A 26,597-nucleotide genomic window follows, 5' to 3' on the forward strand; every position below is an offset into this window, starting at 1 on the left:
TATAGGAAGTTATGATCCGTACGATGATTCTCTATAATTTACTAGTATATTGTATTAAGACCTGGCATCTCTTTCCATGCACTATGTAGTAGTTTTACATAGTATTCTACACTATATTTTTGATCAACATCTATAAAGGGTTCAGGTTCTCCACTAGGAGATACTATGTAGACTATGGGTCCAGTATATTTTCTAATCATTGATAATGCTTTCAACCATGGTGTTTTATTTTTGGATCTTTTCCTAGTATTAACAATTATGCCTAACTTCCAAGATTCTACTTCTCTATTGATAAGTTTTTGTTCAGCTGATTGGAAAATCTTGTGAGCTTCTCTTAGTTTTTCTTTGAATTCCTCTGGTTTCTTAGCTTCTCCCAGCTTGTTTATTGCTTCTAATTGTGTTTCTCTAATAAATATTGGAGTATTTTTCCTAACACACATTACTCCCTTGATCTTCATTTCACCACTAACTAGTCTCCCATAATACCTATTAGATGCTCCAAGCCCTGTATTCTTTGTTTTCGGAATATATAGCCATGTATATTCAGCCTCGATCTTTGCAGGCATACCTGTTTCTTCAACTATTCTCAATGCTTTCTCGCAATCTCCTCCTTGAACAAATAAGCTGTCTATTATTATATGTATTACTTTATATCCTCTATTCTCAAGCAACCTATGTGCTTCTCTCAATATTCTGCGAGCATACCATGTAACTGTTTCATGAGCCATTATTGAGCCGAACAAGCTGTTTTTAAAGCCTAGGTAGCCGAATCCTGAGACAAGTATCCATTTCAGAGCTTTGCTTCTAAGACTATATATTTCATTATTTGTCTGTGCTACAAGCATTTTTGCTTTCTCACGTAGCTTTACTAGTTTGTTAAGAACAATTGATACAAGCCCTCTACGATCAAGACATATTATGTGAGGTAGATTCTTCACTACATGTTTTTTCCTACAATATGGATTATCAATTGTTTCGCCACTAATATTGTATTTAGCAATGATGCTTGGATAAAGACTATTATAGTCTATTTGACAAACACCCCAATATAGGCCGGGTCTAGGCGAGTAAACTAGTCCTCCACGATCGGTTTCTAGTAAGCTTCGAAGACTTCTCCAAGACTCTCTACGTCCAAAACCATTTATTATAAGGTATTTATGTTTCCTAGCTTCTAATGCTTCTATAGTAGTTAATATTCTGCCTATAGTTGCGTAATTAAGCATTCTAGGAGGAGTATATGCTAGTCTGCTCCAATACACTATACCTGTATGATCAACAAGTGTTTCCACATCATCTATCCATACATCATAGTATTTCCTGATCCAAGAATATCTTTGCTCAACATATATTTTTTCTACAATACTAGTATAAAGTATTAATGGTTTATATTCACGAACAACTTCAACAGCTCCATCCAAGTCACCCTCATAAACTATGCCCTCACTGTTCTCTATAACAGCTTTCTCAGGATCTATTGTTTCAGAATATAATCTATACCCGTCTCTAAATAAGCGTAGTATTAAATACTTAATCGGAGGCTCAGAATATTCTGGATCAAAAGGATTCTCTAAAGCAACATAGCCTTCTCCACGTTTCTTCAGAGGAGTCAATACAGGGATCTTGTTTCTCCATAAAGCCTCAATTAATGGTTCAGGATAAGTATTAACAGGGACAGCGATGGCTTTACGTATAACCCAATTATTAACAATATCTATTATGCGGGGATCCAGTGTTTCATAAACAATAACTTCTGTCTCAGACGCGTAATATGGTGGTTTATACCAGTTCTCAACCCATACGTTTTCAACACCATTTATTAACTCAACATTTTCAGCTAAAACATCTGGATCGATACGTGGCATAAGGTATCCGCGGTATAGAAGACTTGTTGATACTACATATACTTTTCCATCCTGATCTAATAGTTTAAACAAGGTGTGTTTACCGGTGGGGGCAGCGTCGAAAAGGTAGAGAACAGTGTTGTTCAAGAAACATCCTCTCTTAAGAATCTACGTAGTATGTGGAAATATATGATCTCTAATGGATCATTTACGGGTATATCGCTGTATATACTTATGGTATCCTCAATGTCTTCAAGTATTTCTTCCCACCTAGCTTCCTCATCCTTTGGAAGCCTAGCTATTATTTTACGGAATCTTTCCAGCTCCCTTAGGAGAGCCATTCTATAAGAGACCGTTGTTCTACCCATACATTTCCACCCCTGATCTTATCAATAGGAATACTTGTACGCAACCCCTCTGATAGACGGGGATGTTTAACAACAATAAGATAACCCCACTTCCTATCCTTAACATCTAATCGGAGAACAATATCTGCTGTATGATGATGGAAAAAACCGCCCATAGGCCTATAATAACCATCCCTGCCAACCTCGTTAAACAATATAATACGATAACCGAGATTTTTCAACCTATGAATTAAACCAGTAATTCTGCTCATATCACGATAACCTATTAAGCCATTCCTGACAAAGGAGTAGGGAGTATAGATCAAAATGGATGCTTTCTCTGAAGAATTATTCTCTAAAAAATCCTCGAGAACTGTTTCAACATCTCCCATGCGAAAACAACGGGCAATGAAAACATTATCGGGATCACCTCTACGCATACGGATAAGTCTGAGAAGAAAATATGGGTCTAGACCGCCGAATTCCCGTACCAGAACAACATAGACTCTCCCATAAACACTAGAAACACTTATGACATGGTGAAATAAAAGCTCTAACAAACTATTATCACTACTGTAAAACTCGTAGACACCATTCCATGGGATTCCATTGAAAAACCTATCAATGAACCAGAAACCAGTGATTTTAACCATAAAAGCTTCACCCAGAGAATAAATAAAACAATATAAAACCAAGAGACGTAACCGAAAATATTATAGAAACATAGTTGTATCAATAAAGACATTATATTTAATTATTAATTAGAGAAAATATTTCCGAAACATATTTAGAAATATTAAAATTACTGTTAATGCGGTTCTTTAACAATAACTATTCTTAAGGCTTTACTGGTAAAGTATAGGATTGTATTAGTGTTCGTGTATAGGGATGTTTTGGATTCTCTATTATTTCTTGAAATGATGCTTCTTCTACTATTTCTCCCTTATACAGTATTATTGCTTTCTCCGCGAGATACTGGGCTACAGGTATATCATGTGTTACAGTGATCATTGTTGGTTTTAGTTTTTCATAGATTTCATTGAGTATATTTATTATTTGTGCCTGAATAGATACATCCAACGCTGATGTTGGCTCATCTAGTATTAGTATTTCTGGTTTATGCACTAATGCTCTCGCTATTAGTACTCTTTGCATCATACCCCCGCTAAGCTGATCCGGGTAGTAATCTAAAACAGCTCTGTGGAGATGAACATGTTTCAAGCTCTCAAATACACGTTTCTCTGCTTCCTCCCCATCTATACCCAGTGCTTCTAATGGTTCATAGAGAATCCTTCTCACCTTAAGCCTTGGATTCAATGATCTACTAGGATCTTGTGGCACATAACCTATTTTCTTAGCTAATAATCTTTTTTCACGTCTCTTCAAACTATACGGAGTATATCCGAGAACTCTTACCTCTCCATGTCTAGGCTTGATTAAGCCGAGCATTATTTTTATTAAAGTAGTTTTTCCAGCTCCACTTTCACCTATAATTGCAACTTTTTCTCCACGATAAATTGTTAAGTTAATATTTCTTAGTACAGGAGTGAATTTTTTGAATAATGACCTAAATCCTTTCGCAACATAGTATCCAGCCACAAGATCCTTGATTTCCACAACAGGTTCACTACTCACTTTTCCCCGCCCTCCACATTATATAGCCAGCAAGCAACACGATGACCATTGATCTCTATAATCTCGGGTTCTTTTTCTCTACAAATATCCATAGCCTTTGGACATCTTTTACTGAACTGGCAACCTTTGATATATTCTCCGGGCCTAGGTGGTTCGCCTAGATAGGAGACTAGTTTTTTCTTAACACCTAGAATAGGGACGGCGTCGAACAACATTTTAGTGTAGGGATGCAGAGGGTTTTCGATAATTTCTCTAGTACTTGTTTCCTCAACTATTTTTCCAGCATACATTACCGCTACTCGATCACATATTCGAGTAGCTGATAATATATCATGTGTTATCATTATAATTGTTAAGCCTAACTCGTTTTTCAGTCTCAGAAGAAGCTTTAATAATTGAAGCCTCAAATTAGCATCTAGCGCCGATGTTGGTTCGTCCGCAACAACTATTTTAGCACCAGTTGCCAGTGCTAAAGCAATAGCTGTTCTCTGCTGCATTCCACCACTTAGTTCGTGAGGATAACTGTCAAGTACTTGTTCAGGGTCTAATCCAACTATACCTAGTAGTTCTCTAGCTTTCTTCAACGAGTTCTCTTTATTTAATTCATATAGGCTGTTGAAAACATAGTAGAATTGCTCACTTATTGTTAGGTATGGATTCAAAGCTTTGCCTGGATTCTGAGGTATAAGTGTTACTAGTTTACCTCTTATTTCTTCATAGTGTTTCTCGTCTTCTACTATAACTTCTCTATTAAAGACTCTAAGCCTCCCCTTCGTAACCGAGTATGGTGGGAGTATTCCAACTATTGCGTTTCCAAGTGTTGACTTACCGCATCCACTCTCGCCTACGAGACAATATATTTCTCTCTCCAATACCTCGATGCTTATTCCTCGAACAGCCCATAAAATATTCTCTTCTTCATCCATATAGCCAATCCATAAATTCTCTGCTTTAACAGCTAAAACCATAATCTCCACCTACGCCTCATCCTAGGATCTAATTCTTCTCTAAGATTATCTCCTAACAAACTGAATCCTAAAGCTACCAATAATATGAAGAATCCTGGTATGAGGCTTATCCATGGATAACTATAGATATAATTGAAACCATTCTGTACAAGAACTCCCCAATCAGGATAGTCTGGTGGCAGTCCTAGTCCTAGGAAATTTATAGCTGCTGCCTCCAATAATACGCTTCCAGTATCAGTTATTGCTTGGACAATAACGGGGGTTAGAGTGTTTGGTAGGATGTGGCGGTAAATTATTTTATAACCTGGTAAACCAGCTAGTTCAGCTAATGTAACAAATTCCATCCCTCTTACTCCTCTAGCATGGACATATGCTATTCTAGCATACCACGACCACCATGTAATTATTAGACTGGTTATTACTACGAATAATCCTCTCCCGCCAAGCGTGTTGAGAGCTAAAGCAATTATTATTGCTGGAAAAGCCATAAATAATTCTGTGAAATAATTCAGTATCCTCTCTATTAAACCACGATAATAAGCTGCGAAAACACCGATGACTAATCCTATAGCTAGACTAACAACTACAACAATGGTTATTTGAAACAATGCGTATCCAGCGCCGATAAGTATACGGGACAACAGGTCTCTGCCAATGAGATCTGTTCCGAACAAGTGTTTCAAACTAGGAGGCTGAGGCCCCCTCATCTGTGTTTCAGGGCCTGCAATACCCCAGCCTTCCTCTGGATAAGGAGCTATGAAAGGTCCTAGAATAGCTATTAATACTGTGAAAACCACTATTACAACCCCAATCCTAAACCCTGCTCTACGTTTCCATGCTCTCTTAACAAGTGTTTTTAGCTCGGCAACTCTCTCCGATCGTTTTATTCTATTCATCATAGTTTCACCCTTGGATCAATTATTGCTTGTAATATGTCCGCTAACGTATTCATTATGATATAGAATATTGTTACAGTAACCATGAGCCCGGTGATCAATGTATAGTCGCTTTTACCGATCACACTATAAGCAATACTGCCTAAGCCTTCACGTCCAAAAACAACTTCAACAATCATCGCATCAACTAAGCTGTAAGCAAAAGCAAGACCCATTATTTGGGTAAGACTCGGTATAGCTCCTCTAAAAGCATATTTCCATATAATAATTCTTCTCTCAACCCCCCAAGCAACAGCCGCACGAACATATTCCTCATTAAGGTTCTCAGCTACTAATGCCCTGGATATTCTAAGCCCTAACCCTATAGGATATGTTGCAACCACTATTGCTGGAGGCAGTATTCTTAGAAAAACATCTATAAAGACAGGCAGGTTACCCTCAATTAAAGCATCTAATAAGTAAAAACCCGTTATTGGATGAAAACCTGTCTGAAACATGAGATATGTATCTATTCTACCATAGCCTGTAAACCCTATTGTCTCAGCCAGCAATATTATTAAGCCTATTCCCAACCAGAAACTAGGAGCGTTAGCAAGCAGTATTGCTAGAGACTGCATTATGCTATCAAATCTAGAGCCCCGGCGCAGAGCTGATTCTACACCTAGAAAAACACCTATACTTATACCTATAATATAAGATACTACTAGTAATTCAAGAGTGGCTGTTAATCCTCTCCAAATAACTTCTGCGACTGGAACTCTATATACTATGGATACACCCATGTTTCCGCTGAGAACTTGTAGAGTATACCTTAATACCTGTATGGGTAAGGGCTGATCTAGTCCTAGCTCCTCCCGTGCTTTCTGAATAGCTAACCCAGCTTTTTCGCCACGCGGATTTCCCGCCCATATCTTAGCGGGGTCTCCCGGCGCAGATATGATTATTATATATGATAACATTATAACTCCAATAATTATTAGTGCCGACCAAAAAACTCTTTTAACTAAATAGTTGAGGCTGACAGGCAATTCTGCTAACCTTTAACTTCAACATATTGGAAAAAGACCACAAACATATATAGCGGATTCAACGCCTTATCCTCTAATACAACCCTATCACTATATACGTATGGCTGTATTTCATCCCATAGATTAATAGCGGGGACATCACGGTAAATTATGTCTTGTGCTTGAACATATAGTTTCATAGCTTTATCATAATCTACACCTTCAAGTTTCCAAGCATTATCTATTAGTTCCTCGAATTCATTATTCTCATAACCCGCCCAGTTCCACTCCTTTACATCGCTGTGTAATAGATTATATAGGAAATCATAGGGTGAGGGAATCGTTGGCCACCAATCATTTATCATGAGATGAGGAACACTATTAGGATCCTCCCAGACCTTAGGCCCTGTCTCAGCCATAGTATCCCATGGCTTAGCAAGAATATCCACATCTATCCCTAGATCTTTTAGTTCGCCCTTCAAGATCTCTGCAAATGCTACTTCTTGTTCATAGCTTCCCTCAACCATTATCTCTATTTTAAGGTTCTTACCGAGAAGCCCTGCTTTTCTGAGGAGTTCTCGTGCTAGTGTCTTATTATATGTATATGTATAGTTGTCAAGATGGCCGGGGAAGTGGTGTGGTATTATTCCACTTCCTGGAACCCCGAAGCCTTTCAGAGCTCTCGTAACTATTCTATCCCATGGTATTGAGTGCGCTATAGCTAATCTAAATTCTGTAATGTTTGTTGGGTATCTTCTAGTATTGAACATTAATACATAGTTGTGATATGTTGTTTCATTTCTTACATGGTATCCTTGCTTCATAAGGTTATGGATCTCTCCTAGTGGAACTTGTGTGGCTATATCTATTGCACCACTCTTTAAACCATTTAGTTGAGCAGTACTATCCGTCACGATCTTTATTACTACAATGTCTGGAGCGTATGGATTATTAATTATTTTCCATCCCCACCAATCTTTGAACTTCTCCAATCTAACTTCAGATTCTGGATCATAATATGTGATCTTATATGGCCCGCTACCATCCTCATGCCCTTTATCAAACCATTCCCTGAGCGAGGGATCTAGCGGATCATTTACTCCAGCATATTCTAGGACCTTAGGACTATAAATGTATGCACCATAACTAGCAGCCGCTATTAAGTCCAGTCTCATTGGTCTATCGAGGATGAATTGTACAGTATAATTATCGACGACTTTGATCTCTTTCACACCCTCCCATATATACCCTGGTCCCTCCCCTTCTTCAACATATGCTTTGAGTGCCCGCTCAATACTAAACTTTACAGCTTGAGCAGTAACAGGTGTTCCATCGTGAAACTTAGCATCTCTTCTCAAATGAAAAGTCCAAATAGTATGGTTATCGTTTGCCTCCCAAGACTCAGCAAGCGCAGGCATGAACTCGTTTTTCTCGGGATCATAGTATAATAGAGGCTCATATACTGTTCCAAGCACAACTAATCCTGTATCAAATTCTAGGGAGGGATCGATCCCCGTTATGGAGTCTTCGTATGCATACACCACTACCCTTAGCTTCTGCGTGGGTTTCTCTGTCCAGAAATTATAATTATATAGATAATAAGCTGTTAGACCTACGGCAATAATCACTACTAATATAATCCCAATCAGTAATTTTCTATTCATGAAGCACTCACCCCTGATTTAATGGGGGGCTCAATGAGAATTTAAATATATTGTATAATAATATAGGACAGTGTCTATAAAAATTGGTCAAATTATTAAAACTATAAAGGTGCTAATAAAGGTGCTAATAAAGGTGCTAATACATGAAGCCACATACACCATGTATTCAATGCATAGTATCTGTTAGATTACGTGAAATAATAAATAGTGTGAGAAATCAAGAAAGATCGATTAAGCTACAAATACAACTATTAAAAATAGCATATGAAGAGTTTTCTAAAAATAATGAATTAACAATTATTGCTACAAATATATTTAATAGACTAATAAGGCTTGCACCAGAGATAATAGAGTATTATAGGGAGATTAAGAGAAAAGCAATAGATAAAGCATGGGAAAACATAGGAGAGTATAAATCTTTTCTCGAAAAATTTATGGGATACGAGAAATTCAGGTTTGCAACGAAGATATCCATAGCAGGTAACGCGTTAGATACTGGAGTGGCAGGATATGAGCCGCCGAATAAGATCTCAATTGATCGAATACTCTCTACACCGTTAATAATAGATCATACCCGTGAAATATATGATTATATACGGATAGGAGGTAAGAAGATCCTATGGTTATTTGACAATGCTGGGGAATCAGTTCTAGATACATTGCTTGTGGAAATACTGCAGAACTATGGGAATAAAGTGATAGGTGTTGCTAAGGAGGACCCTGGTTTCCAAAATGATCTAACAATAAGCGACACATATTATGCAAGACTAGATAAAGTATTCGATGAAATAATTTCAACTGGTTATAATGGTTCAAGCATACATTTAAATAAAGTATCAGAGCAATTCAAAAAATATCTTAAAGAAGCTGATCTAATAGTAGCTAAGGGTATGGCACACTATGAATACATAAGCAGTATAGAGTTAGCAAAACCAATAATTCATCTTCTTATTCCTAAATGCGAACCTGTAGCTAAAACGGTGGGTGCCATAAGGGGATTCTATGTCGCATATTTGAGAAAAACCGGTGATCATAATTAAAATCTAAACTAACAAGGAGGAGATCGGCGGACATATTAGCTTAAGGCTAATTTAGAAAAAAGTATTTATTATTGCCTGGTTACTTGGTTCTTTCAGATAATAAGTCTTCGACAGCTTTCCTGAACCTTTTAGCCCCTTCTAGTATTGCTTCTTTACTTGTTGCAAAGCTGAATCTAACATAGTCTTTTCCAGCGGTGTCCGGAAATGCTGTTCCTGGAAGTATTATTAAGTAATAATTATCTATTATATAGTCTACGAACTCGTCCACGCTCATATTTATCTTATCAAGTAAGTTCCTGATCCTAGGGAACAAGTAGAATGCTCCAAGGCTTTTCCAGACTTCTACTCCCTCTATTCCTTGCAGTTCATTATATAGTAGATCCCTCATCTCTGCATATCTCTTACTTAGTTTTTCAGCCCATTTCCATGACTCCGGATCTTTCAATGCTGTAACTGCTGCTTTTTGTGCAAAACTTATTGGGCATCCCCAAATATTTACTGCTAACTTACTCAGTATTTCAGCAACTTCTCTACGTACTACAATGTATCCTAGGCGCCAACCAGTCATGGAGAATGTTTTTGAGAAACCATTTGTGTATACTAAAAACTCCCTCCAGTCAGGATAGGAGATTAGGGATTTAAACTTTCCCTCATATATGAAGTTATCATATATCTCGTCTGCTAGAATCATTATTTTGTGTTTTCTAGCAATACTCACTAGTTCATCTATTTCTTTAGGTGTAAAAACTGCTCCGCTAGGGTTATGTGGATTATTAACAACGATCATTTTTGTTCTAGAAGTTATAGCTTCTTCTATGGCTTCTATGTCAAGTTTAAACCCCTTATCACGTCCCTCGAAGCGTAAAGACACGAACCTAGCTCTGGCATTAAGTATTTTCGCTCCTTCTGGGTAAGCAGGATATGTTGGTTCTGGAACAATTATTTCATCTCCAGGATCAAGATAAGCAGCTAAAGCTAAGAAAATCGCTCCTTTAGTTCCAGGAGTCACCACTACTTCTCTCCAATCAACATCACTACCATATCTCTCATTCAAATAATCCGCGATAGCTTGTCTAAGCTCAGGTATACCTGGAGTCTCGGTATAACCAGTGAATTTCTCATCTTTTAACCAGTGAACAGCTGATTCAATAACATTATCGGGTGTAGGAACATCTGGTTGTCCAATACTTAGATTTACTACGTGATATCCTTTAGAAGCTAGTTCTCTCCCTCTCGCAATAAATGCAAATCCTCCCTCTCCTCTCATATGGGGAATTATGCTTCTGAATTTTAGAGTTGGGGATACCATTTACGAACACCGAATCATTATAGGTAGCTGAGAAACCAATCATATCAAGCAAAGAATATAAATTACAATACTAGTATATTACTCTATCCCGGAAATTTCACGTATTATACTGTTTTGAAGATGAAACGCTATAATTGGTTATGAATTATCTAAGCTCCGCTACTCCTCTATATTAAAAACATTGCTATGTGTAGCTGTTGCTGGAGCATTATTTATAACAGCATTCTTCTACAATATAAAATAGTTATTTGTACTAACTGCATTCTTTGACTGGCTCCCTCTTCCAACAGAGTGGATGAAAATAGGTGGAATAAGAAGTAGTAGGGCTAGAAAAGCCGGGATACTGCATGGTGTGGTCACTATTGTTGCATATACTATTGGGATAACGTGGTTATTCGTTGATCGTATAGGTATAATTGATCTAGGCTATTTATTTATTCTAATATGGTTCCAAGCAGTCATATTGGGATCTTATACAACTGCTGTAAAGTTAACATAGAAAAACATATCTGAAAAATACCGTGTTAACGCATGAATTACAGCCTTACGCGCTAGAGCTTCCTATTCTATTTCTTGCAATGTTATGATAGGTATGCATTGTTATATTATTATTGTATATTTGTTCGATATGCTTATTTATATTCCCGATGCTACTCTTTTTATTCTTGAACAATCTATAAATCAATTATGTAACATATATTGTCTCCAGAGGTGACATGTGTTTGAGGCATCTTGTGAGAGATCTTAGTGGAAAAGATCTGATATCCACGCTAGATTGGAGTGATGAAGAATTAGAAATCGCATTAAAGCTCGCCGAGGAACTTAAATGGACAGCTCACTATTATGGCGTAGAAGCTATACCCAAGATCCTTGAGCGAAAAGTATTCTTCATGCTGTTCTTCGCTCCCTCGACAAGGACGAGAGCAGCGTTTGAAGCAGCAATGCATTATCTTGGAGGGCATGCAGCATATATTGAAGCTAAAACAACTCGTATGGCTTGGGGTAAAGAGGAGAAGGTTGGTGAAGCTGTGAAGGATGTTGCAGTAATGTATGAGAGATACGGCCATGGTATAGGAGTACGTATACTTGACAAAGCAATCGATTACATATATGGACGTGGAAACAGCTATATAAGAGAAATAGCAAAAGCAGCGAATGTCCCAGTAATAAATATGGCTGACGACATGTTTCATCCAACACAGGGATTAGCAGACCTATACACGTTCAGGGAGAGATTCGGAAAAGTTGAAGGCAAGAAATACGTTATAATGTGGGCTTATAGCCCAGAAATACGTGGATGGTGCAGTGTACAAGAAGACATGATTCTCTTCCCAAGATTCGGAGTAGACGTAGTAGTTGCACGCCCACCAGGCTTCGACCTAGATCCCAAACTAGTTGAGAAAGCAAAGCAACTAGCCAAAGAACACGGTGGATCACTAGAATTCACAGACAACTATAAGGAAGCCCTAGAGGGAGCACACGCAGTATTCCCGAGAAACTGGGCTTCACCAAAACTAGTACAGCTAGGATATAGTAAGTTCAAGGACGAAGAACTAAGAATATATGAGAAATACAAGGACTGGAAAGTAACACGTGAACTATTCGATAAAATGGATAAGCACGGCGTACTAATGCATGTATTACCAATAATGAGAAACTATGAAGCAGACGACGACGTCATAGATGATCCAAAGAGATCAATAATATATGAACAAGCAGAAAACGGATTATGGACAAAAGCAGCAGTTCTAGCATTAACAATGTTTGGAGTAAAGTAAAATATAGTTTAACAATTTTTAATTCCTACTACTTCTTTTTCATCTTATATTACTTCTTTACTATATTATGTAATAGATGATCATGAATGTTGAAAACATGAAAATACTAATTATCCATGTAAGATTTTTCATAAAACTAGTGGTGTATACTAATGGATTTGAGAGAATATTTGGAACTTAAACTCGTCCTAGATGGTAATGTGGTTTTGGATGAGTTATCGGCTAAGCTACTTTTTCTAATCAACCGCTACGGCTCAATATTATCTGCTAGTCGGGCATTAGGGTTATCATATAGTAGTGCTTGGGATATGTTGACGAGAATAGAGAATATATTGGGTAAGAGAATAGTTGAGAAGCATCGTGGTGCTAAGGGTGGTGCGAGGCTAACGAGTGTTGGCTTGAATTTATTGGAGAGATATATTTCTGCTTATAAAAAGTATTTTCATAAGGAATTCAGTGTGGAAATACCTCTTAAACCTGAGGCTTCTCAGAAAATATACGTGTATGCTGGAAGCCACGATATTGTCATAAGTTATTTAGCGAGCTTATTGAGGTATAAAGGATACATTGTTGAAGTACATTGGATCGGTTCATTAAAGGGTTTATCATCAATAATACTTGGTGAATCAGACTTCTCCGGAACACATCTATTAGACCCTAATACTGGTGAGTATAATGTATCATTTATAAAGAAATATGGTGGTTCAACCAGCCTAGCACTGGTGAGAGGATGGCTTAGAAGTATAGGGTTCATAACACGATCTAGGATTAGTTTTGAAGAGATCATTGAAAAACTCCTCAATGGATCATTTAGGCTTATAAATAGAAATGAGGGATCTGGTAGTAGGCAATTATTAGAATACATTCTAAGACTTGAAGCTAAGAAGAGGAATACTAGAATAGACATTATTAGGTCTAGGATTAGAGAATACAATAACACTGCATATACTCATTATGAGGTTGCAGAGCAAGTTTCTACTGGTAAAGCAGATGTGGGGATAGGTATTGAATGGGTTGCCAGAGCATACAATCTATACTTCAACCATATTAAGTGGGAGAATTTCGATATAATTGTTAGAAGGGAGAAGATAGAAGATAAATTCTATAAAGACTTAATCGAAACAATTAAGTCGAAAGAATTTATTGAAAATATAAAAAGCATGCCCGGCTATAATGTGCCTGAGAACATTGGTGAAGTACTGTTTTTCTGAGTAAGATTTTTATTATGTATTATTGTTGATTTAATTATCGGATATCCGATAATTAATAAATGGCGATCTACTTGGATAAGTTAAAGATGCCCATAATAATAGGCTTAATTGTTTTAATTATAGCATCTCTCACCGGATACTACTACTATACACATAATACTAAGACTTCTGAGATCATAATATTCGCTGCTGGCTCATTAAAGATACCATTAGATGAGATAGCTTCGAAATATAGTGAGAAATATGGAGTAAACATATATATTGAAGCCAGTGGCAGTGTTGAAGCTATTCGTAAAGTAACCGATCTTGGAAGAGAAGCTGATATTATCGCAGTAGCCGATTATAGACTTATTCCAACATTCCTTGTCCCAAACTATACTAGTTGGTATATAGGATTTGCAACAAATCAAGTAGTTCTTGTATATACTGATAAATCAAAATACCATGAAATACTGGAAAACAATCCTAGTGAATGGTATAAGATCTTGATGAGAAACGATGTAAAATGGGGCTTTTCTGATCCAAACAAGGATCCATGTGGTTATCGCTCGGTGGGCATTATTGGTTTGGCATCAATATACTATAATGATACAAGTATTCTAGAGAACTTACTGCTTAATAAAACGAATATTGCTGTAGAAAAAGTTAACGATACCTTGAACCTAATTGTACCCGCTGATCTTAAGGTGAGCGAGAACAGTAATTTAATTATTAGATCTAAAAGTGTTGACTTAATATCGCTGGTAGAAGCTGGAACAATTGATTACGCATTTGAATATCAAAGTGTTGCTGTACAACATCATTTAAAATACATTAAGCTACCGGATCAAATTAACCTAGGTAATCCGAAATATGCTTATTTCTATGGAAAAGTTATTGTAAAGATACTCGTCGGTACCGATAAAGAAAAATCCATAGCGATGTCTCCAATAATATATGGTATCACAGTTCTAGATAATGCCCCCCATAGAAGCGAAGCTTTAAAGTTCCTAAAATTTCTACTAGGTAATACTGGCAGAGAAATCTTCGAGGAAAAGGGCCAGCCATATCTCGACGAGTTTATAGTATATGGAAAGATCCCAGAGGAGTTAAGGAGCATTGCAGGTTCAGAGTCTTAGAAAAATTGAGGGATTCTTATTAGTCTTCGTAACCATTTCATCTCTAGGTATTTTATTTATTTTATCACCTATAATCGCTTTATTCATAAGTGCTGACCCAGAAACATTTTCTCAGGTATGGTTACAAGATAATGTGTTTTCTCGCCAAGCATATCCAGCGTTATTATTAACTATTCAAGCATCAATAACTTCTACACTAATACTTTTATTCATAGGTATTCCTACAGCTTATTTATTGGCCCGATATAGTTTTAAAGGAAAACAATTTATTGAGGGACTCATAGATGTTCCATTAATGATCCCGCATACAATTGTTGGAATAATGATTCTACTAGCTTATGGACGTAATGGATTATTTAGTGATCTACCACATATTTTAGGGTTATCTATAGAGAATAGTTTCTGGGGAATTGTCGCGGCAATGTTGTTTGTTTCTTTTCCAATAATGATTGATACATTAAAGCTAGGCTATGAGAAGATCAGTGTTTCTTTAGAGTTTGTTGCTAGAAGTTTGGGTGCGAGTAGATGGATTACATTTATAAAGATAACGTTGCCTCTACTATTACCTAATATAATCGTTGGATTTCTGTTATCATGGGCTAGAGCATTAAGCGAGGTCGGCTCTATACTTATCGTAGCATATTATCCGAAGACAATAAATGTATTGATCTATGAATGGTTTAATACTTACGGATTAAGGTATACAACATCATTATCATCAGTAGTTGTATTATTATCGCTTTTCGCATTCATAGGTATAAGGGTGTTATTTAAGAAATGATAGAAATACGTGATCTATACGTTGAAATAGGTGGTTTTAAACTAAGCATACCATATTTAAGCATTAACGATAATGAATACTTAATAGTCATGGGTCCAAGCGGTGTAGGGAAAACAGTATTTCTCCACACACTCGCAGGATTCATAAAACCTCTCCGAGGAGAAATACTTGTAAACAATAAAAACATAGTCAAGCTACCTCCCGAGAAGAGAGGATTTGTATTAATTCCCCAAGATTATGGTCTCTTCCCCCACATGACTGTTAGGGAAAACATAGGTTTCGGCCTCATAATTAGGGGTTATGATAATAATACTATTGAGAAAAGGATCTTAGAGATCAGTAGGATTCTAGGTATTGAACATCTTCTCGAGAGAAAACCTGATACACTCAGTGGCGGCGAGAAACAGAGGGTTGCATTGGCAAGAGCTCTCATAGTTGAGCCTGAAATTATTCTTTTAGACGAGCCGCTTGCAAGCATTGATCCTGGAAACAGGGTTAAAATAAGATCTTTCATTAAGGAGCTAAGAAAGAAAATAAAATTTACAGCTATACATGTTACACATGATATTGTTGAAGCAATAGATCTAGGTGACCACATAGCATATGTAGAGAGAGGAAAACTTATCGGGAAATTCTCTGTAGAAGAATTTTTAGACACAAAATATGCTAAACCCTACATCGAAGAGTTAAAGCCTATACTAAATCGCTTATAAAAATGAATAGTATTTTATGTTAAAATATGGATCCTTCTCGCTTTTATAGTTAGGATCAGGCTATACAATAAGAAAAAGAGAGCTATCAACGATAAAGATAATTCTACAAAAACCGTTTGAACCCAAATATTACTTAGTATGCTCACTATATCTAATACCGCGATATATGAATCAAACAATATCGCATATAATGGAAGTATTAATGCTAAGTAGAAATATGTTTTATTATATACTTTACCTATATGTCTTGTTATTAAAGCAGAGATAATTAATAATACTAATGAGAACGTAAACAAGGGGTTATATGGTAATGTAATGGGTAATGTAAATATGAAGCCTATTATTAAATGAAGTGTTGATCTATTAATTTTTGAAGCATCACTTGTTAAAAACGTAATATAAATTAATATGTCATCTATTAAATCATCGATTACTTGTTTGTTATCTTGTCCAGCAATGTTCTTAATTGTCTCCTTAATTTTAACTGTTTTCGAATATAGTTCTCTAAGCTTATTCTTATCATTTTCAACAAGAATACTAAATGATTTCTCGGCGTACTTTATAATCCTATCTATTCTCTCCGCATGTTTAATCAATTGTTTTTTCTTAGCTACTTTAGACGACTCCTCTAGTTTCTCTATCGCTTTATGAAGTATCTCTGACATTTCATTACAATACCTCGTAATATGTTCTTCGATAATATTAGTTAGATAAATGCATCTAGAGACTTGTATAGTGTAAGGAAGGATTTAAGACTGAGTATTAGGCCTATAGTTCCAAGCCCTCCTATGACTATTACTATAATATATGCTATTAGTGGTGATATGTTGAGTGCGTTTACTATTCTATATATTTCTCCGTTGTCCATGAAGGCGTATAGCATGTAAAGCATTGCTTGAAAACATATAAACAATGATATAGGTATTAAGGCGGATGAAATAATTAATCCCAGTTTTCTCCTCGCTCGGTAAGCATGTATTGATATAAGCAATGGGAATAAGAGGAAGCCGATAAATAATATGCTGAATCCAAAAAATATAGGTAGTAGAATCAATGTTATTGTGAAAGCTGTAATGAATTCTCTATAAGCCTTCCTCACCTTATCTATTTCCCCTGTGAAGTCATAGTATGATGCTGCTATATATTTTCTCAGTTTTTTAATTTCCTCTAATAAGAGGTGAGGATTTTTTCTAATATTAAAAATGTTTTTGTTAATCTCATCTGTCTTCTCATATATTTTAGAAGCTAGATCTGGATAGTCATATTTTTTCTTCCTAATAATATCATTGATAATATTAATCGACTCATCTATTAACGCATATGTTTTCTCGAGATTTGGAATTGGTGAAAAAATATTGTTTATTTTTGATTTCATCTTTTTAAGCATGTTTATTGTGTCTCTGAGGATTTCATCGGTTTTAGCCACTTTCTTTTCTCCTCTTCCTCGCAGAAGTCCACTTATATGCTACAAATATTAATAGTAGAAATACTATTCCCCAGCCAAAGGCTAGGAACCCAAGTGCTTCGGGAGCCATGTTTTCAGCCTCCTAGTTCTTGTGGGTATCTATTCTTTAATGCCTTATAGTTTATGATTAAGCCGACGATAAACATTATTATTATCATAGCTACACCTATCCAGCCAAATACATTATCGGGTCTTGCTGCAGCCACTACTTCACCTTTTAGAAATGCAGTATAAATGAACCATCCAAGCAGTATTAATAGGTAGAGCGGCGAAATTATTCCTGTTACATATTTCCAGTACCATTTAGGCACAGTCATGTATGCTCCACGATGTAGTTCTTCATAGCTATCATCCACTCCCCAAAGCCAAAGAGCAGCCACTACCTCGAATAATGCCACTACTAATAACAGCAGTGATCCTGCATAGAAGTCTGCTAAGTCTAGATAATCAGTTAGTTGCTGAGTCTTCATAGCTGCCTCAATGTTTACGAAAACACCTGTTATGAATATTATTATGAATGCTATTAATGCACCCCTTACACGATTCAGTTTAAAGTCTTCAACGAATATGGTAATTAATACGTTGATTAATGCTATTGCACTAGTCACTCCAGCGAACCATAGGAGCGAGAACCATAGGAAACCTCCTATTGCACCTACAGCTCCTAATCTACCGAACAATGGTGGCAAAGCAGATATAGCTACTCCAAACCCTGAAATCTTACCAGCTTCTACTAGTGCTATAAAGTCTGGTCCTCCAAAAGCATATGCTAGGGGTATAGCAATGCTTGCACCCATAACTACTTCTGCGAACTCGTTGAGAGAAGTTGTTGTTAAGGCGCTTAGCGGCAAGTCTTCTTCTCTTCTTAGATAGCTAGCATAGTTAGGTATTATACCTGCAATACCAATACTTAAAGTAAAGAATATTTGGCCAGCGCCTTCAATAAAAGTCGCTGGATTGCTTAATTTTTCAAGCTTAGGTGTCCATAACCATTCAAATCCTCGTAGGGAACTCCATTCAGGCTTTATGGGTGCACCAAGTGTTAGAGATAATACTACTAGAATTATTCCCTCAATGAATAGTGTGGGCATCATTATTTTAGCTGCTATCTCAATTCCTCTTCTAACACCTCTTGATACTATGCTAATCATTATAAATAATGATATAAGCCATGCTGTTAAGCTGAGAGCTGGATTGGTTAAGAAGTTCACGAAGAATGCTCCAGCATCATCAGCTGTTTTTAATCCACTGAATTGACCAGTTAAAGATGCTACTGAGTAATAGCCCATCCATCCAATAATATTAGTATAATAACCTGTAATCATTACTCCTGTAACAAAAGCTACAGCTCCACCGATAATTGCAAATGTCGCCGCGGATTTAGGAGATAGCTTTTTCTTGCTGACAATATACATCATTGGAGCTAAGTGTCCATGTCCATGTAACCCGCCATGCCTACCTAGCGTCCATTCAACAAACATGATAGGTATTCCTAGTAACACTAATGCTAGAAAATATGGGATCAGATATGCTCCTCCACCATATGCTGCAGCTTTAGCCGGGAATCTAATAAAGTTTCCTAAGCCTACTGCATTTCCAGCCATTGCCAATATTAGCCCTATCTTTGTTGCCCAGTGCTCTCTACGCACCTCACCCACGAGTATCCCACCCCACCATTTTCCTACATACACTTATATTTACAGATTATGTCATTTATATAAGAGTTATGGATTATGATATAATTTTCTCAATGAATTAAATTAAATTATAGAAGCTCGTCAAGCTATATAATTAGATTAACTATTCCTAATTGCTTTATATATTTTCATATTAGGAATAATTATGTTGAAAACACTAATCGATTTACTACTTGTAGGCGGGTTTAAAAGAGGATCCCATGGTTTTGCTGCAATGTAGATGTATTCAATGAGTAAATATTTAGTTATCCGAGATATTCTTTCATATCAACTTCTTTACCATGTTTAACAAATCTTATTCTTAGATCAGGTTTTACTGGAACACCCAATCTATGAAGCAGAAGCAGAGTTGTGTAACCATCGAATTCGTTTATTTTTCCTTGCTGAATTAAAGCATAAAAGACTTGGATTACTAGTGGGTATTTATCAGGATAGAGAACTTTCGCTTTAGACATTAATTCTCTGGCACGTTCATCGCTAAGTTTTTCCCAAACAATCTTCTCAGGATCAGTTTTTTCTTTCTCGATCTGTTTCTTTTCTTCACTAGATCTCATAACTTTGCTCATAATCTTTTTCATTAATTTCATTTTTAAATGGTCTGGAAGATCTTCTGCCAACAAGATCACCAGCTTGACTGTTTTCTTACTGTTTACAATAGTATTTAATACTGTACTTATAAGGATTTACAACTATATTATATACGTCCAACTTCCCATGTGGAATTGATATATAGTTTTTCACTAGTCACTGTTTATATGTTAATCAATGATATTATGCCTTCTCGTATCATTGCTACAGAATATGCCGCTAATAGAATTGCAAGTATTTTGCTTAAAACAGTACTTCCTTGTTTTCCGAGAAGCTGTAGAAGCTTTCCTCCATTTTCAAGCAATATCCATGCTATAATCATATTAATTGCTATACTTAGCATTGTTAGTAATAGTCCCATACTATATTTAAGATAAATAACCACCGTAATTGATCCTGGACCAGCTAATAATGGTGTAGCTAGTGGTACTACCGCTATTTCCTCACCGCTCACTTCTTCAGCTGTTGTATGTCCGAGTATTCCTAGTACAGCATATATGAATAATATTATTCCACCAGCTATTCTGAAATCATTAACTGTTATATCAAAATATAGTAATATATAGTCGCCGAACAAACCAAATAGTAATAGTATAAATGCCGCTACAATAATGCTTTTACGAATAGTATATATTCTCTTCCACGGCTCCATATCTTTTGTGAAGAAATAAAATAGCGGAGCATTACCTGGAGCATCAAGGACTACGAACAACATTAGTATTGCTGATACTAATTGGTAAACATCTATCTCCATATTTACCACCATTGTTTACTATTTGATCAATTCATTACTTGTATATGTTTGTTTAAACGCTATTATTGGATTATAATTGTTTAGTATTATGTGAAAATGCTAATATGGTTTAATCCATATTATTTATTCATAATTTACAAGTATTAGGTGATCTAGTATGTCTTGGCAAGGTTATGGATGGGGTAGAGGCAGAGGCAGATCTCCATGGACAGGTAGGGGCCCCAGTGGTTTTCAACCTTATCAACCTATCCAGTTGCAATTACCGCCTCCGCCACCTAATGGTATTAGAGTAGCCGTATGTGTCAATGACAATAATGGTTTAGAATCGCATGTTTCACCGGTCTTTGCACGTGCTCCATATGTATTGTTTATTGATATAATAAATGATAATTAGCTAATATATATCCAATACAGAACCCTTATGCCATGGGAGGTGGAGGAGCTGGTTTCTCCTTTACACAATTTATTGCATGAGCTGGTGCGAGAATTGTTATAGTATCCACCATAGGCCCTAATGCACAAGCTATGCTTCAACACTACGGTATTAGTGTCTACACAGTCCCTCCTAGTTCTAGAGCTATTGATGCTCTTAAAGGGGCGGTTCTTAATAGGTGATTTTGTGCATATGAACAATTTTTATTAACCTTCTTAACCATAGCTAATAATGAAACAATTCCGAGAGGTGTATATGTGTGGCTTGGTTCCCAGGCTTCGGAGGATGGGGTAGAGGTAGAGGAGGATGGCGTGGACCATGGCCAGGAAACGGTCCCTTCAGCTATTTACCACCATGGCAGAGACCAGGATGGATCTATGGAAGAGGAGCATGTGGATGGCTTTATCCGTGGCTCGGATACTACTGGTATCCATGGTACTATTACCCATACTATACAACTCCGTATATAACACCATATACTCCGACACATTATCCAGCACCATACTATTATTTTAGACCATGGTGGGGCTGGTGGTGAAGCCGTGAGCTGGTACCCGCCTCCACCTACATGGTATTATGCTTATCTACCACCGGAGACATTCATTAAGAGCCTTAAACAATATAAAACATATGCGAAGACAAGCGAGAGCTAACATGGTGTATTCCGAATGAGCTACTGGTGGTATAAAATAATGAGAAAATATAGGTACTTCCCCCCGCCACCATGGTATATTCCACCATACCCTTACCCCTACCAATACCCATATCAACAACAAACACAGCAAATACAACGGCCAGTTCAACAAGGGCAACCTCCACAACCACTACAACCAGTGTATCATCCTATCCCACCATATTTTCCGCCACCACCTTTCCCTATGAGCCCTGAAGAAGAACTTGCAATGCTTGAAGATTATAAGAAATCATTAGAAGAGGATCTCAAGGAGCTACAGGAAGAGCTTAAATCTGTAGAGGAGAGAATCAAGGAGCTGAAAGAATTACTGAAGAAACAAGGTGGAGAAACAACTTATAGATAAAACTATTATTTTTTACATTTCACTATAATTGCATATTTCTTCTGTATTTAAAATATGTTCCTTTTAGGATTGTTTAATTGAAACATCTAGAAGAAAGCTGTATTTAAGCAATATATATTATATTGTAATATAGTGTTTTATTGTCCAGCTATTATTTCTCTGACCAATGCATTGGCTGTGAGTTTTACTGCTTCACGACTACTATATTTTGGTTTCCACCCTAGTTTTTTCAGCTTATCTATGCTTAGCAACATGTATTTAACGTCTCCTGGCCATCCTCTACCATCCGGTGTTCCCCCACTATATATTATTCTTGGTGTAACACCCATTGCTTCAGCAACTATTTCAGCTATTTCACGGACTGTTATCCAATCCTCGTTGCCGATATTGTATACATCATATGTTTTGTTTATTCTTTCAAAGACATAAAGTGTTGCATCTACAGCGTCTTTAACATATAGGTAGCTTTTCTTTTGAGTACCATCACCGAGTACTTCTAGAATTTCCGGGTTCCTTTTCAGCTTCAATATGAAATCGTATATTACTCCATGATTCAATCTTGGACCAACAATATTAGCGTATCTCAGCGATAATGCTTTGAACCCGTATAGATGAGCATATGAGCATATTAACGATTCACAAGCAGCTTTAGAAGCCCCATATACACTGATCGGTCTTATCTCGTGTGTTTCCGGAGTAGGTATTATTTGCGGATCACCATATACTGTACTTGAACTAGCAAACACTAATACTTTAACACCACCATTTCTACGGATCGCCTCTAATAAGTTGAATGTAGCAACAATGTTTTCTCTAAAATGTATCTCGGGAGATGTCGTGCTCAATCTAACCTCGGGATTAGCGGCTAGATGAAAAACAGCATCAATATCTTTGAGAGAATTATTAATATCATCAATGTTTTTCAGGTCTCCCTTTACAAAATCAAAGTTTTTCTCTCCCATATGATGCTGTATATTTCTTAGTGAACCACTACTTAGATTATCAATAACTCTCACATAATAACCACGGCTGAGAAGCTCGTCTACTAGGTGGCTTCCAATAAAACCAGCTCCTCCAGTTACAAGTATTCTGCTAAGCACTATTCCACCTATCCCAATAAATTCATAATAAAAATATATATGTTTAATCACAAGTATTAAAGGATTAAAAATAATAATATTTTAATTTCGTCTCTTTATTTTTCTACTTGTTTTCTCCCGAGATCGTATGCTGTTGCTAAGACCTTCTTATTTAGCTCTAGTACTTTTCCACGAAATACTCTTTCAAGCCCTTTTACTAGGTGCTTATATTCTAGCCGCTCTTGTAAACCAGGATCTACTGCATAAGAGTATCCTAGGATAGCCATGTTTGCAGATATTATTGATCCCACTATTTCCTCAGAGATCTTGTTGGCATCTATTACATATAGTCTTAGTTTTCTCCCCTTGATCTTCTCAATTATCTGGTCTAAGTCTGGATATATTTCTAGTGGGGGAGGCCATATGAACTTGTTCATAACTATTCTCGTCTCTTTATTAGCGTATATGATCTGTCTAGCTGTTTCTAATGCTTCCAGCCCTATTAGTAGATCTGCTGCCCCTCGAGGAATCATTGGTGATTCTCCTTCACCAAGTCTTATCTGAACTATTAAGCTCCCGCCACGCTGTGATAATCCGTGTGTTTCAGCTATTGATACATCTATTCCAGCCTCTATAGCTGCGTTCCCTAATACTCTTCCAAGAGTCAGTAATCCTTGCCCGCCTACTCCAGCTACGACTATATTGTATCTTTTAGGCATACATTTCCACCTCCTATCTAGAACCATGCTTCTATCCAGTTAGGCGAGCCTTTCTCCTTCAAAACTATAGCGTTGAATGGACATACTTGAGCACATAGTCCGCATCCAGCACAGAGTTCAGACAATATTACTGGTTTCTTAGCTCCCTTAGGAACAATTATTGCTGGGCATCCCAATAGATTAACACATACCATACAACCTGTACATTTATCTTGAAGTATAGTATAGACAGGTAATTTGATACCCTTATGTCTAGCGTCTCGTATTGCTTGTAGAGCACATTTCATCCTAGAAACAATAGCTACTGGTTTACCCTCCTTGTATTTCTCAAATGCTTCAGCAACTTTGTTTATTGATTCCTTCACGTTCATCGGGTTTATCACATATGTTTCAAACCCTATTGTCTCCAATATTTTCTCTATTGGTACACGATATGTTTCCTCACCCATAGCAGTCTTCCCTGTTCCAGGATGTGGTTGGTGACCAGTCATTGCTGTATAGAAGTTGTCTAGGACTAAAACTATGCTTTTACCCTTGTTATAGATGATATTTATTGATCCAGGTATTCCTGCATGATAAAATGTTGAATCACCAATAACAGCTATTACTGGTTCATCAACAACTTTGCTTAGCCCATGAGCTACACCTATACTTCCACCCATCTCGAAACTAGTCATTTGTGTATAGAATGGTTTCTGATAACCCAGCGTATAGCATCCAATATCGCCTGTGAATATTGGATTCTTTGAACGAGCCTTGTTAGCAGCTACTTTCACAATATAGAAGGTGTTTCTATGTGGACAACCAGGACACATAACTGGTGGTCTAGGAGGTATCTTAGGTGTTAGATCTAATGGTTTCATAGGCTCCCATGGAGCAACTGGTTCTCTTCCCTCAAACAATGCTATGCTTCTATAAACTGTGTCCAGGTCTAGTTCTCCGTTCTCGGGAACAAAGTCTTTGCCGTGCAGGTCAGGTGCTAACCCGTTTTCATACATTACTTGTTTAACCTGCATTTCAACAACTGGGTCAAGTTCTTCAACTATTAATACATGTTTAGCATCTTGTAGTGTTTCAACTATGGGTTTATATGGTAGGGGAACTGGTAGATTTACTTTTACAACTGTGTATTCATTTGTTTTACCCATGAGTTCTAGTGCTTCCGCTACATGTGCATAAGCTATTCCATCCGCTATTATCACTTTTCTTCTTCCAGGATTAAATACTGTTATAAATGGTGGATGCCCCTCTTCCTCCCTTATTTGTTTCCATACATTCATCATTCTACGTTTTTGTTTCCTACCATGCGCTGGAACAAGCACCCATCTCTCAATAGTTCTCTCAAATTTTCCTCTGCATTTTTTCTCAGCTGGAACATCTTCTTCTAAGAGCACAGGCTGTCTTGTATGGCTTATTCTAGTTGTTGATCTAAAGATTATTGGTTGCTTATATTTCTCGCTTAGCCTATACGCTTCCTTTACCAGTTTATATGCGTCTCTAGGACTGCTTGGCTCAACTACTGGTATATGTGATAACATTCCATACCATCTATTATCTTGTTCATTCTGGCTACTATGTTGTCCAGGATCATCTGCTGATACAATTATGAATCCAGCGTTTGTTCCAGCATATCCGCTACTCATCAATATATCTGCGGCAACATTTACACCGACATGCTTCATTGCCACTAAGCTTCTAACATAACTAATAGCTGCAGCATATGCGGCTTCAAAAGCGACTTTCTCATTCGTGCTCCACTCAACATATATTCCAGCTTCCTTAGCAACACTTGCTAAGCTCTCAACTATCTCTGTAGATGGCGTGCCTGGATATGCTGATGCAAAACATATTCCAGCCTCTAATGCTCCACGTGCTATTGCTTCATTGCCCATCAATAATATTTTTGAGCCTTTAGAAGCTAGGAGATCTGTTTTTGGAATAATGAAGCCACCTCCTTAGAAGCACGTGTTCTAAGCTATTACAAATTGTTATATGAAAGGTTTAATAAATACGGCGATACATATTTATTGTTCCTTATAAATATGTGAAAATATATGATCGTTCCAATACATTTTAGTGGGATTGTTCCAACAAAGAATTTATATATAATCGTTCCCACTATATAACATAGAGAAATGTTTCCCAGGTGGTAGAATATGCCTCGCGTCAAGAAGGTTGTTTACGAAGACCAAGAAGTAGTAGTAGCATTAGCCCCTAGAGACGAAGAACTGCCGGAAATGGTGCTAGAAACTATTAAAGAGAAAGGACGGCCAATGTTCTTCGACGAACTAGTAAGAGAGTTTAGCGGTATAGCTGGTGAGGACAGGCTTAGGAAAGCAGTTAACCACTTATTAGCACTTGGAGCGATCATAGAGTTTCCCGATGGAAGCCTTGGAACACCAGATATGAAGTGGAAACCTAGAAAAACAAGGCGCAGAAGAAGGAGGAGAACACCTAGACTTATGAGCGATATAGCAATGCCAAAAACATATTATAGACCTCCAGAACAGTGAGGAT

29 protein-coding genes are annotated in these 26,597 nt (G+C 37.0%); 12 read left to right on the forward strand and 17 right to left on the reverse strand.

Features of this window, described 5'->3' with window-relative positions; genetic code table 11:
- Positions 1-41: 41 nt before the first annotated feature.
- From SMAR_RS01340 to SMAR_RS01375, 8 genes are all read right to left on the reverse strand, one after another.
- On the reverse strand, positions 42-1,988 hold the full coding sequence (locus SMAR_RS01340) for a DNA polymerase domain-containing protein (protein ID WP_011838571.1): 1,947 nt from the start codon (positions 1,986-1,988) through the stop codon (positions 42-44).
- Positions 1,985-2,209, reverse strand: a complete 225-nt coding sequence (locus SMAR_RS01345) for a hypothetical protein (protein ID WP_011838572.1) — start codon at positions 2,207-2,209, stop codon at positions 1,985-1,987. The genes SMAR_RS01340 and SMAR_RS01345 overlap by 4 nt, the downstream gene beginning before the upstream one ends.
- Positions 2,170-2,841: a hypothetical protein gene (locus tag SMAR_RS01350; protein ID WP_011838573.1), complete on the reverse strand. Its 672-nt coding sequence runs from the start codon at positions 2,839-2,841 to the stop codon at positions 2,170-2,172. The genes SMAR_RS01345 and SMAR_RS01350 overlap by 40 nt, the downstream gene beginning before the upstream one ends.
- Positions 2,842-3,025: 184 nt before the next feature.
- Entirely contained in the window at positions 3,026-3,823 is a 798-nt protein-coding gene (locus tag SMAR_RS01355) for an ABC transporter ATP-binding protein (protein ID WP_011838574.1), read from the reverse strand.
- Positions 3,820-4,791 carry an ABC transporter ATP-binding protein gene (locus tag SMAR_RS01360; RefSeq protein WP_011838575.1) on the reverse strand — a complete coding sequence of 324 codons (972 nt, stop codon included), beginning with the start codon at positions 4,789-4,791 and terminating at the stop codon, positions 3,820-3,822. Before SMAR_RS01360 ends, SMAR_RS01355 begins: the two co-directional genes overlap by 4 nt.
- Entirely contained in the window at positions 4,782-5,690 is a 909-nt protein-coding gene (locus tag SMAR_RS01365) for an ABC transporter permease (protein ID WP_011838576.1), read from the reverse strand. Before SMAR_RS01365 ends, SMAR_RS01360 begins: the two co-directional genes overlap by 10 nt.
- Positions 5,687-6,715: an ABC transporter permease gene (locus tag SMAR_RS01370; protein ID WP_011838577.1), complete on the reverse strand. Its 1,029-nt coding sequence runs from the start codon at positions 6,713-6,715 to the stop codon at positions 5,687-5,689. Before SMAR_RS01370 ends, SMAR_RS01365 begins: the two co-directional genes overlap by 4 nt.
- A 5-nt stretch (positions 6,716-6,720) precedes the next feature.
- Positions 6,721-8,358 (reverse strand): ABC transporter substrate-binding protein, encoded by a 1,638-nt coding sequence (locus SMAR_RS01375; protein WP_011838578.1) that lies wholly within the window; start codon positions 8,356-8,358, stop codon positions 6,721-6,723.
- Positions 8,359-8,501: 143 nt separating this feature from the next.
- Here SMAR_RS01375 and SMAR_RS01380 point away from each other — a divergent pair, with 143 nt between their 5' ends.
- Entirely contained in the window at positions 8,502-9,398 is an 897-nt protein-coding gene (locus tag SMAR_RS01380; protein ID WP_011838579.1) for a damage-control phosphatase ARMT1 family protein, read from the forward strand.
- Between the two features lie 79 nt (positions 9,399-9,477).
- On the opposite strand, the gene SMAR_RS01385 is transcribed toward SMAR_RS01380, so the two are convergent.
- Complete coding sequence (locus tag SMAR_RS01385; RefSeq protein WP_011838580.1) at positions 9,478-10,707, reverse strand: pyridoxal phosphate-dependent aminotransferase; 1,230 nt, start codon at positions 10,705-10,707, stop codon at positions 9,478-9,480.
- Positions 10,708-11,002: 295 nt separating this feature from the next.
- Here SMAR_RS01385 and SMAR_RS01390 point away from each other — a divergent pair, with 295 nt between their 5' ends.
- From SMAR_RS01390 to SMAR_RS01415, 6 genes are all read left to right on the forward strand, one after another.
- Positions 11,003-11,206, forward strand: a complete 204-nt coding sequence (locus SMAR_RS01390; RefSeq protein WP_011838581.1) for a hypothetical protein — start codon at positions 11,003-11,005, stop codon at positions 11,204-11,206.
- A gap of 217 nt (positions 11,207-11,423) precedes the next feature.
- Entirely contained in the window at positions 11,424-12,485 is a 1,062-nt protein-coding gene (locus SMAR_RS01395; RefSeq protein ID WP_052833777.1) for an ornithine carbamoyltransferase, read from the forward strand.
- A 152-nt stretch (positions 12,486-12,637) separates the two neighbouring features.
- Positions 12,638-13,696 (forward strand): substrate-binding domain-containing protein, encoded by a 1,059-nt coding sequence (locus SMAR_RS01400; protein ID WP_011838583.1) that lies wholly within the window; start codon positions 12,638-12,640, stop codon positions 13,694-13,696.
- A gap of 71 nt (positions 13,697-13,767) precedes the next feature.
- Positions 13,768-14,814: a tungstate ABC transporter substrate-binding protein WtpA gene (wtpA, locus tag SMAR_RS01405; RefSeq protein ID WP_244372453.1), complete on the forward strand. Its 1,047-nt coding sequence runs from the start codon at positions 13,768-13,770 to the stop codon at positions 14,812-14,814.
- Positions 14,795-15,595 (forward strand): ABC transporter permease, encoded by an 801-nt coding sequence (locus SMAR_RS01410; RefSeq protein WP_011838585.1) that lies wholly within the window; start codon positions 14,795-14,797, stop codon positions 15,593-15,595. Before wtpA ends, SMAR_RS01410 begins: the two co-directional genes overlap by 20 nt.
- The gene (locus tag SMAR_RS01415) at positions 15,592-16,308 is read left to right on the forward strand and encodes an ATP-binding cassette domain-containing protein (protein WP_011838586.1); all 717 of its coding nucleotides are present in this window, start codon (positions 15,592-15,594) and stop codon (positions 16,306-16,308) included. Before SMAR_RS01410 ends, SMAR_RS01415 begins: the two co-directional genes overlap by 4 nt.
- Before the next feature lie 14 nt (positions 16,309-16,322).
- On the opposite strand, the gene SMAR_RS01420 is transcribed toward SMAR_RS01415, so the two are convergent.
- From SMAR_RS01420 to SMAR_RS01440, 5 genes are all read right to left on the reverse strand, one after another.
- Positions 16,323-16,973, reverse strand: coding sequence for a hypothetical protein (locus SMAR_RS01420; RefSeq protein ID WP_011838587.1), 651 nt, complete (start codon positions 16,971-16,973; stop codon positions 16,323-16,325).
- Between the two features lie 41 nt (positions 16,974-17,014).
- The gene (locus SMAR_RS01425) at positions 17,015-17,734 is read right to left on the reverse strand and encodes a hypothetical protein (protein ID WP_011838588.1); all 720 of its coding nucleotides are present in this window, start codon (positions 17,732-17,734) and stop codon (positions 17,015-17,017) included.
- Between the two features lie 113 nt (positions 17,735-17,847).
- Positions 17,848-19,431, reverse strand: a complete 1,584-nt coding sequence (locus tag SMAR_RS01430; RefSeq protein ID WP_011838589.1) for a sodium-dependent transporter — start codon at positions 19,429-19,431, stop codon at positions 17,848-17,850.
- Positions 19,432-19,715: 284 nt separating this feature from the next.
- Complete coding sequence (locus tag SMAR_RS01435; RefSeq protein WP_011838590.1) at positions 19,716-20,087, reverse strand: hypothetical protein; 372 nt, start codon at positions 20,085-20,087, stop codon at positions 19,716-19,718.
- A gap of 134 nt (positions 20,088-20,221) precedes the next feature.
- On the reverse strand, positions 20,222-20,812 hold the full coding sequence (locus SMAR_RS01440) for a MarC family protein (protein WP_011838591.1): 591 nt from the start codon (positions 20,810-20,812) through the stop codon (positions 20,222-20,224).
- 157 nt (positions 20,813-20,969) lie between these two features.
- On the opposite strand from SMAR_RS01440, the gene SMAR_RS01445 reads away from it, so the two are divergent.
- The 4 genes from SMAR_RS01445 (at position 20,970) to SMAR_RS01455 (ending at position 22,282) form a co-directional block, all read left to right on the forward strand.
- Positions 20,970-21,206, forward strand: coding sequence for a NifB/NifX family molybdenum-iron cluster-binding protein (locus SMAR_RS01445; RefSeq protein WP_052833778.1), 237 nt, complete (start codon positions 20,970-20,972; stop codon positions 21,204-21,206).
- A 92-nt stretch (positions 21,207-21,298) separates the two neighbouring features.
- Positions 21,299-21,427 (forward strand): NifB/NifX family molybdenum-iron cluster-binding protein, encoded by a 129-nt coding sequence (locus SMAR_RS08710; protein WP_148676827.1) that lies wholly within the window; start codon positions 21,299-21,301, stop codon positions 21,425-21,427.
- Positions 21,428-21,504: 77 nt separating this feature from the next.
- Entirely contained in the window at positions 21,505-21,783 is a 279-nt protein-coding gene (locus tag SMAR_RS01450; RefSeq protein ID WP_011838592.1) for a hypothetical protein, read from the forward strand.
- Between the two features lie 130 nt (positions 21,784-21,913).
- Complete coding sequence (locus tag SMAR_RS01455; protein ID WP_011838593.1) at positions 21,914-22,282, forward strand: DUF5320 domain-containing protein; 369 nt, start codon at positions 21,914-21,916, stop codon at positions 22,280-22,282.
- A gap of 137 nt (positions 22,283-22,419) precedes the next feature.
- Here SMAR_RS01455 and SMAR_RS01460 read toward each other — a convergent pair whose 3' ends face one another.
- From SMAR_RS01460 to iorA, 3 genes are all read right to left on the reverse strand, one after another.
- Positions 22,420-23,382, reverse strand: a complete 963-nt coding sequence (locus SMAR_RS01460; protein WP_011838594.1) for an NAD-dependent epimerase/dehydratase family protein — start codon at positions 23,380-23,382, stop codon at positions 22,420-22,422.
- A gap of 95 nt (positions 23,383-23,477) precedes the next feature.
- Positions 23,478-24,080, reverse strand: coding sequence for an indolepyruvate oxidoreductase subunit beta (locus SMAR_RS01465; RefSeq protein WP_011838595.1), 603 nt, complete (start codon positions 24,078-24,080; stop codon positions 23,478-23,480).
- Between the two features lie 17 nt (positions 24,081-24,097).
- Positions 24,098-25,972 (reverse strand): indolepyruvate ferredoxin oxidoreductase subunit alpha, encoded by a 1,875-nt coding sequence (gene iorA / locus SMAR_RS01470; RefSeq protein WP_011838596.1) that lies wholly within the window; start codon positions 25,970-25,972, stop codon positions 24,098-24,100.
- A gap of 264 nt (positions 25,973-26,236) precedes the next feature.
- Between iorA and SMAR_RS01475 the strand changes: the two genes are divergently transcribed.
- The gene (locus SMAR_RS01475) at positions 26,237-26,593 is read left to right on the forward strand and encodes a hypothetical protein (RefSeq protein ID WP_011838597.1); all 357 of its coding nucleotides are present in this window, start codon (positions 26,237-26,239) and stop codon (positions 26,591-26,593) included.
- The last annotated feature ends 4 nt before the right edge of the window (positions 26,594-26,597 follow it).

Source organism: Staphylothermus marinus F1 (assembly GCF_000015945.1).
Classification (GTDB): Archaea; Thermoproteota; Thermoprotei_A; order Sulfolobales; family Desulfurococcaceae; genus Staphylothermus; species Staphylothermus marinus.

Excerpts from the sequence above, each read along its gene's own strand:
- SMAR_RS01475 (WP_011838597.1), top strand. The coding sequence starts at position 26,237 with ATGCCTCGCGTCAAGAAGGTTGTTTACGAAGACCAAGAAGTAGTAGTA.
- SMAR_RS01345 (WP_011838572.1), bottom strand. The coding sequence starts at position 2,209 with ATGGGTAGAACAACGGTCTCTTATAGAATGGCTCTCCTAAGGGAGCTG.
- SMAR_RS01395 (WP_052833777.1), top strand. The coding sequence starts at position 11,424 with ATGTGTTTGAGGCATCTTGTGAGAGATCTTAGTGGAAAAGATCTGATA.
- SMAR_RS01350 (WP_011838573.1), bottom strand. The coding sequence starts at position 2,841 with ATGGTTAAAATCACTGGTTTCTGGTTCATTGATAGGTTTTTCAATGGA.
- SMAR_RS01365 (WP_011838576.1), bottom strand. The coding sequence starts at position 5,690 with ATGATGAATAGAATAAAACGATCGGAGAGAGTTGCCGAGCTAAAAACA.
- SMAR_RS01440 (WP_011838591.1), bottom strand. The coding sequence starts at position 20,812 with ATGGAGATAGATGTTTACCAATTAGTATCAGCAATACTAATGTTGTTC.
- SMAR_RS01415 (WP_011838586.1), top strand. The coding sequence starts at position 15,592 with ATGATAGAAATACGTGATCTATACGTTGAAATAGGTGGTTTTAAACTA.
- SMAR_RS01465 (WP_011838595.1), bottom strand. The coding sequence starts at position 24,080 with ATGCCTAAAAGATACAATATAGTCGTAGCTGGAGTAGGCGGGCAAGGA.
- SMAR_RS01375 (WP_011838578.1), bottom strand. The coding sequence starts at position 8,358 with ATGAATAGAAAATTACTGATTGGGATTATATTAGTAGTGATTATTGCC.
- SMAR_RS01445 (WP_052833778.1), top strand. The coding sequence starts at position 20,970 with ATGTCTTGGCAAGGTTATGGATGGGGTAGAGGCAGAGGCAGATCTCCA.
- SMAR_RS01380 (WP_011838579.1), top strand. The coding sequence starts at position 8,502 with ATGAAGCCACATACACCATGTATTCAATGCATAGTATCTGTTAGATTA.
- SMAR_RS01455 (WP_011838593.1), top strand. The coding sequence starts at position 21,914 with ATGAGCTACTGGTGGTATAAAATAATGAGAAAATATAGGTACTTCCCC.
- SMAR_RS01400 (WP_011838583.1), top strand. The coding sequence starts at position 12,638 with ATGGATTTGAGAGAATATTTGGAACTTAAACTCGTCCTAGATGGTAAT.
- SMAR_RS01360 (WP_011838575.1), bottom strand. The coding sequence starts at position 4,791 with ATGGTTTTAGCTGTTAAAGCAGAGAATTTATGGATTGGCTATATGGAT.
- SMAR_RS01420 (WP_011838587.1), bottom strand. The coding sequence starts at position 16,973 with ATGTCAGAGATACTTCATAAAGCGATAGAGAAACTAGAGGAGTCGTCT.
- SMAR_RS01390 (WP_011838581.1), top strand. The coding sequence starts at position 11,003 with ATGAAAATAGGTGGAATAAGAAGTAGTAGGGCTAGAAAAGCCGGGATA.
- SMAR_RS01385 (WP_011838580.1), bottom strand. The coding sequence starts at position 10,707 with ATGGTATCCCCAACTCTAAAATTCAGAAGCATAATTCCCCATATGAGA.
- iorA (WP_011838596.1), bottom strand. The coding sequence starts at position 25,972 with ATGGGCAATGAAGCAATAGCACGTGGAGCATTAGAGGCTGGAATATGT.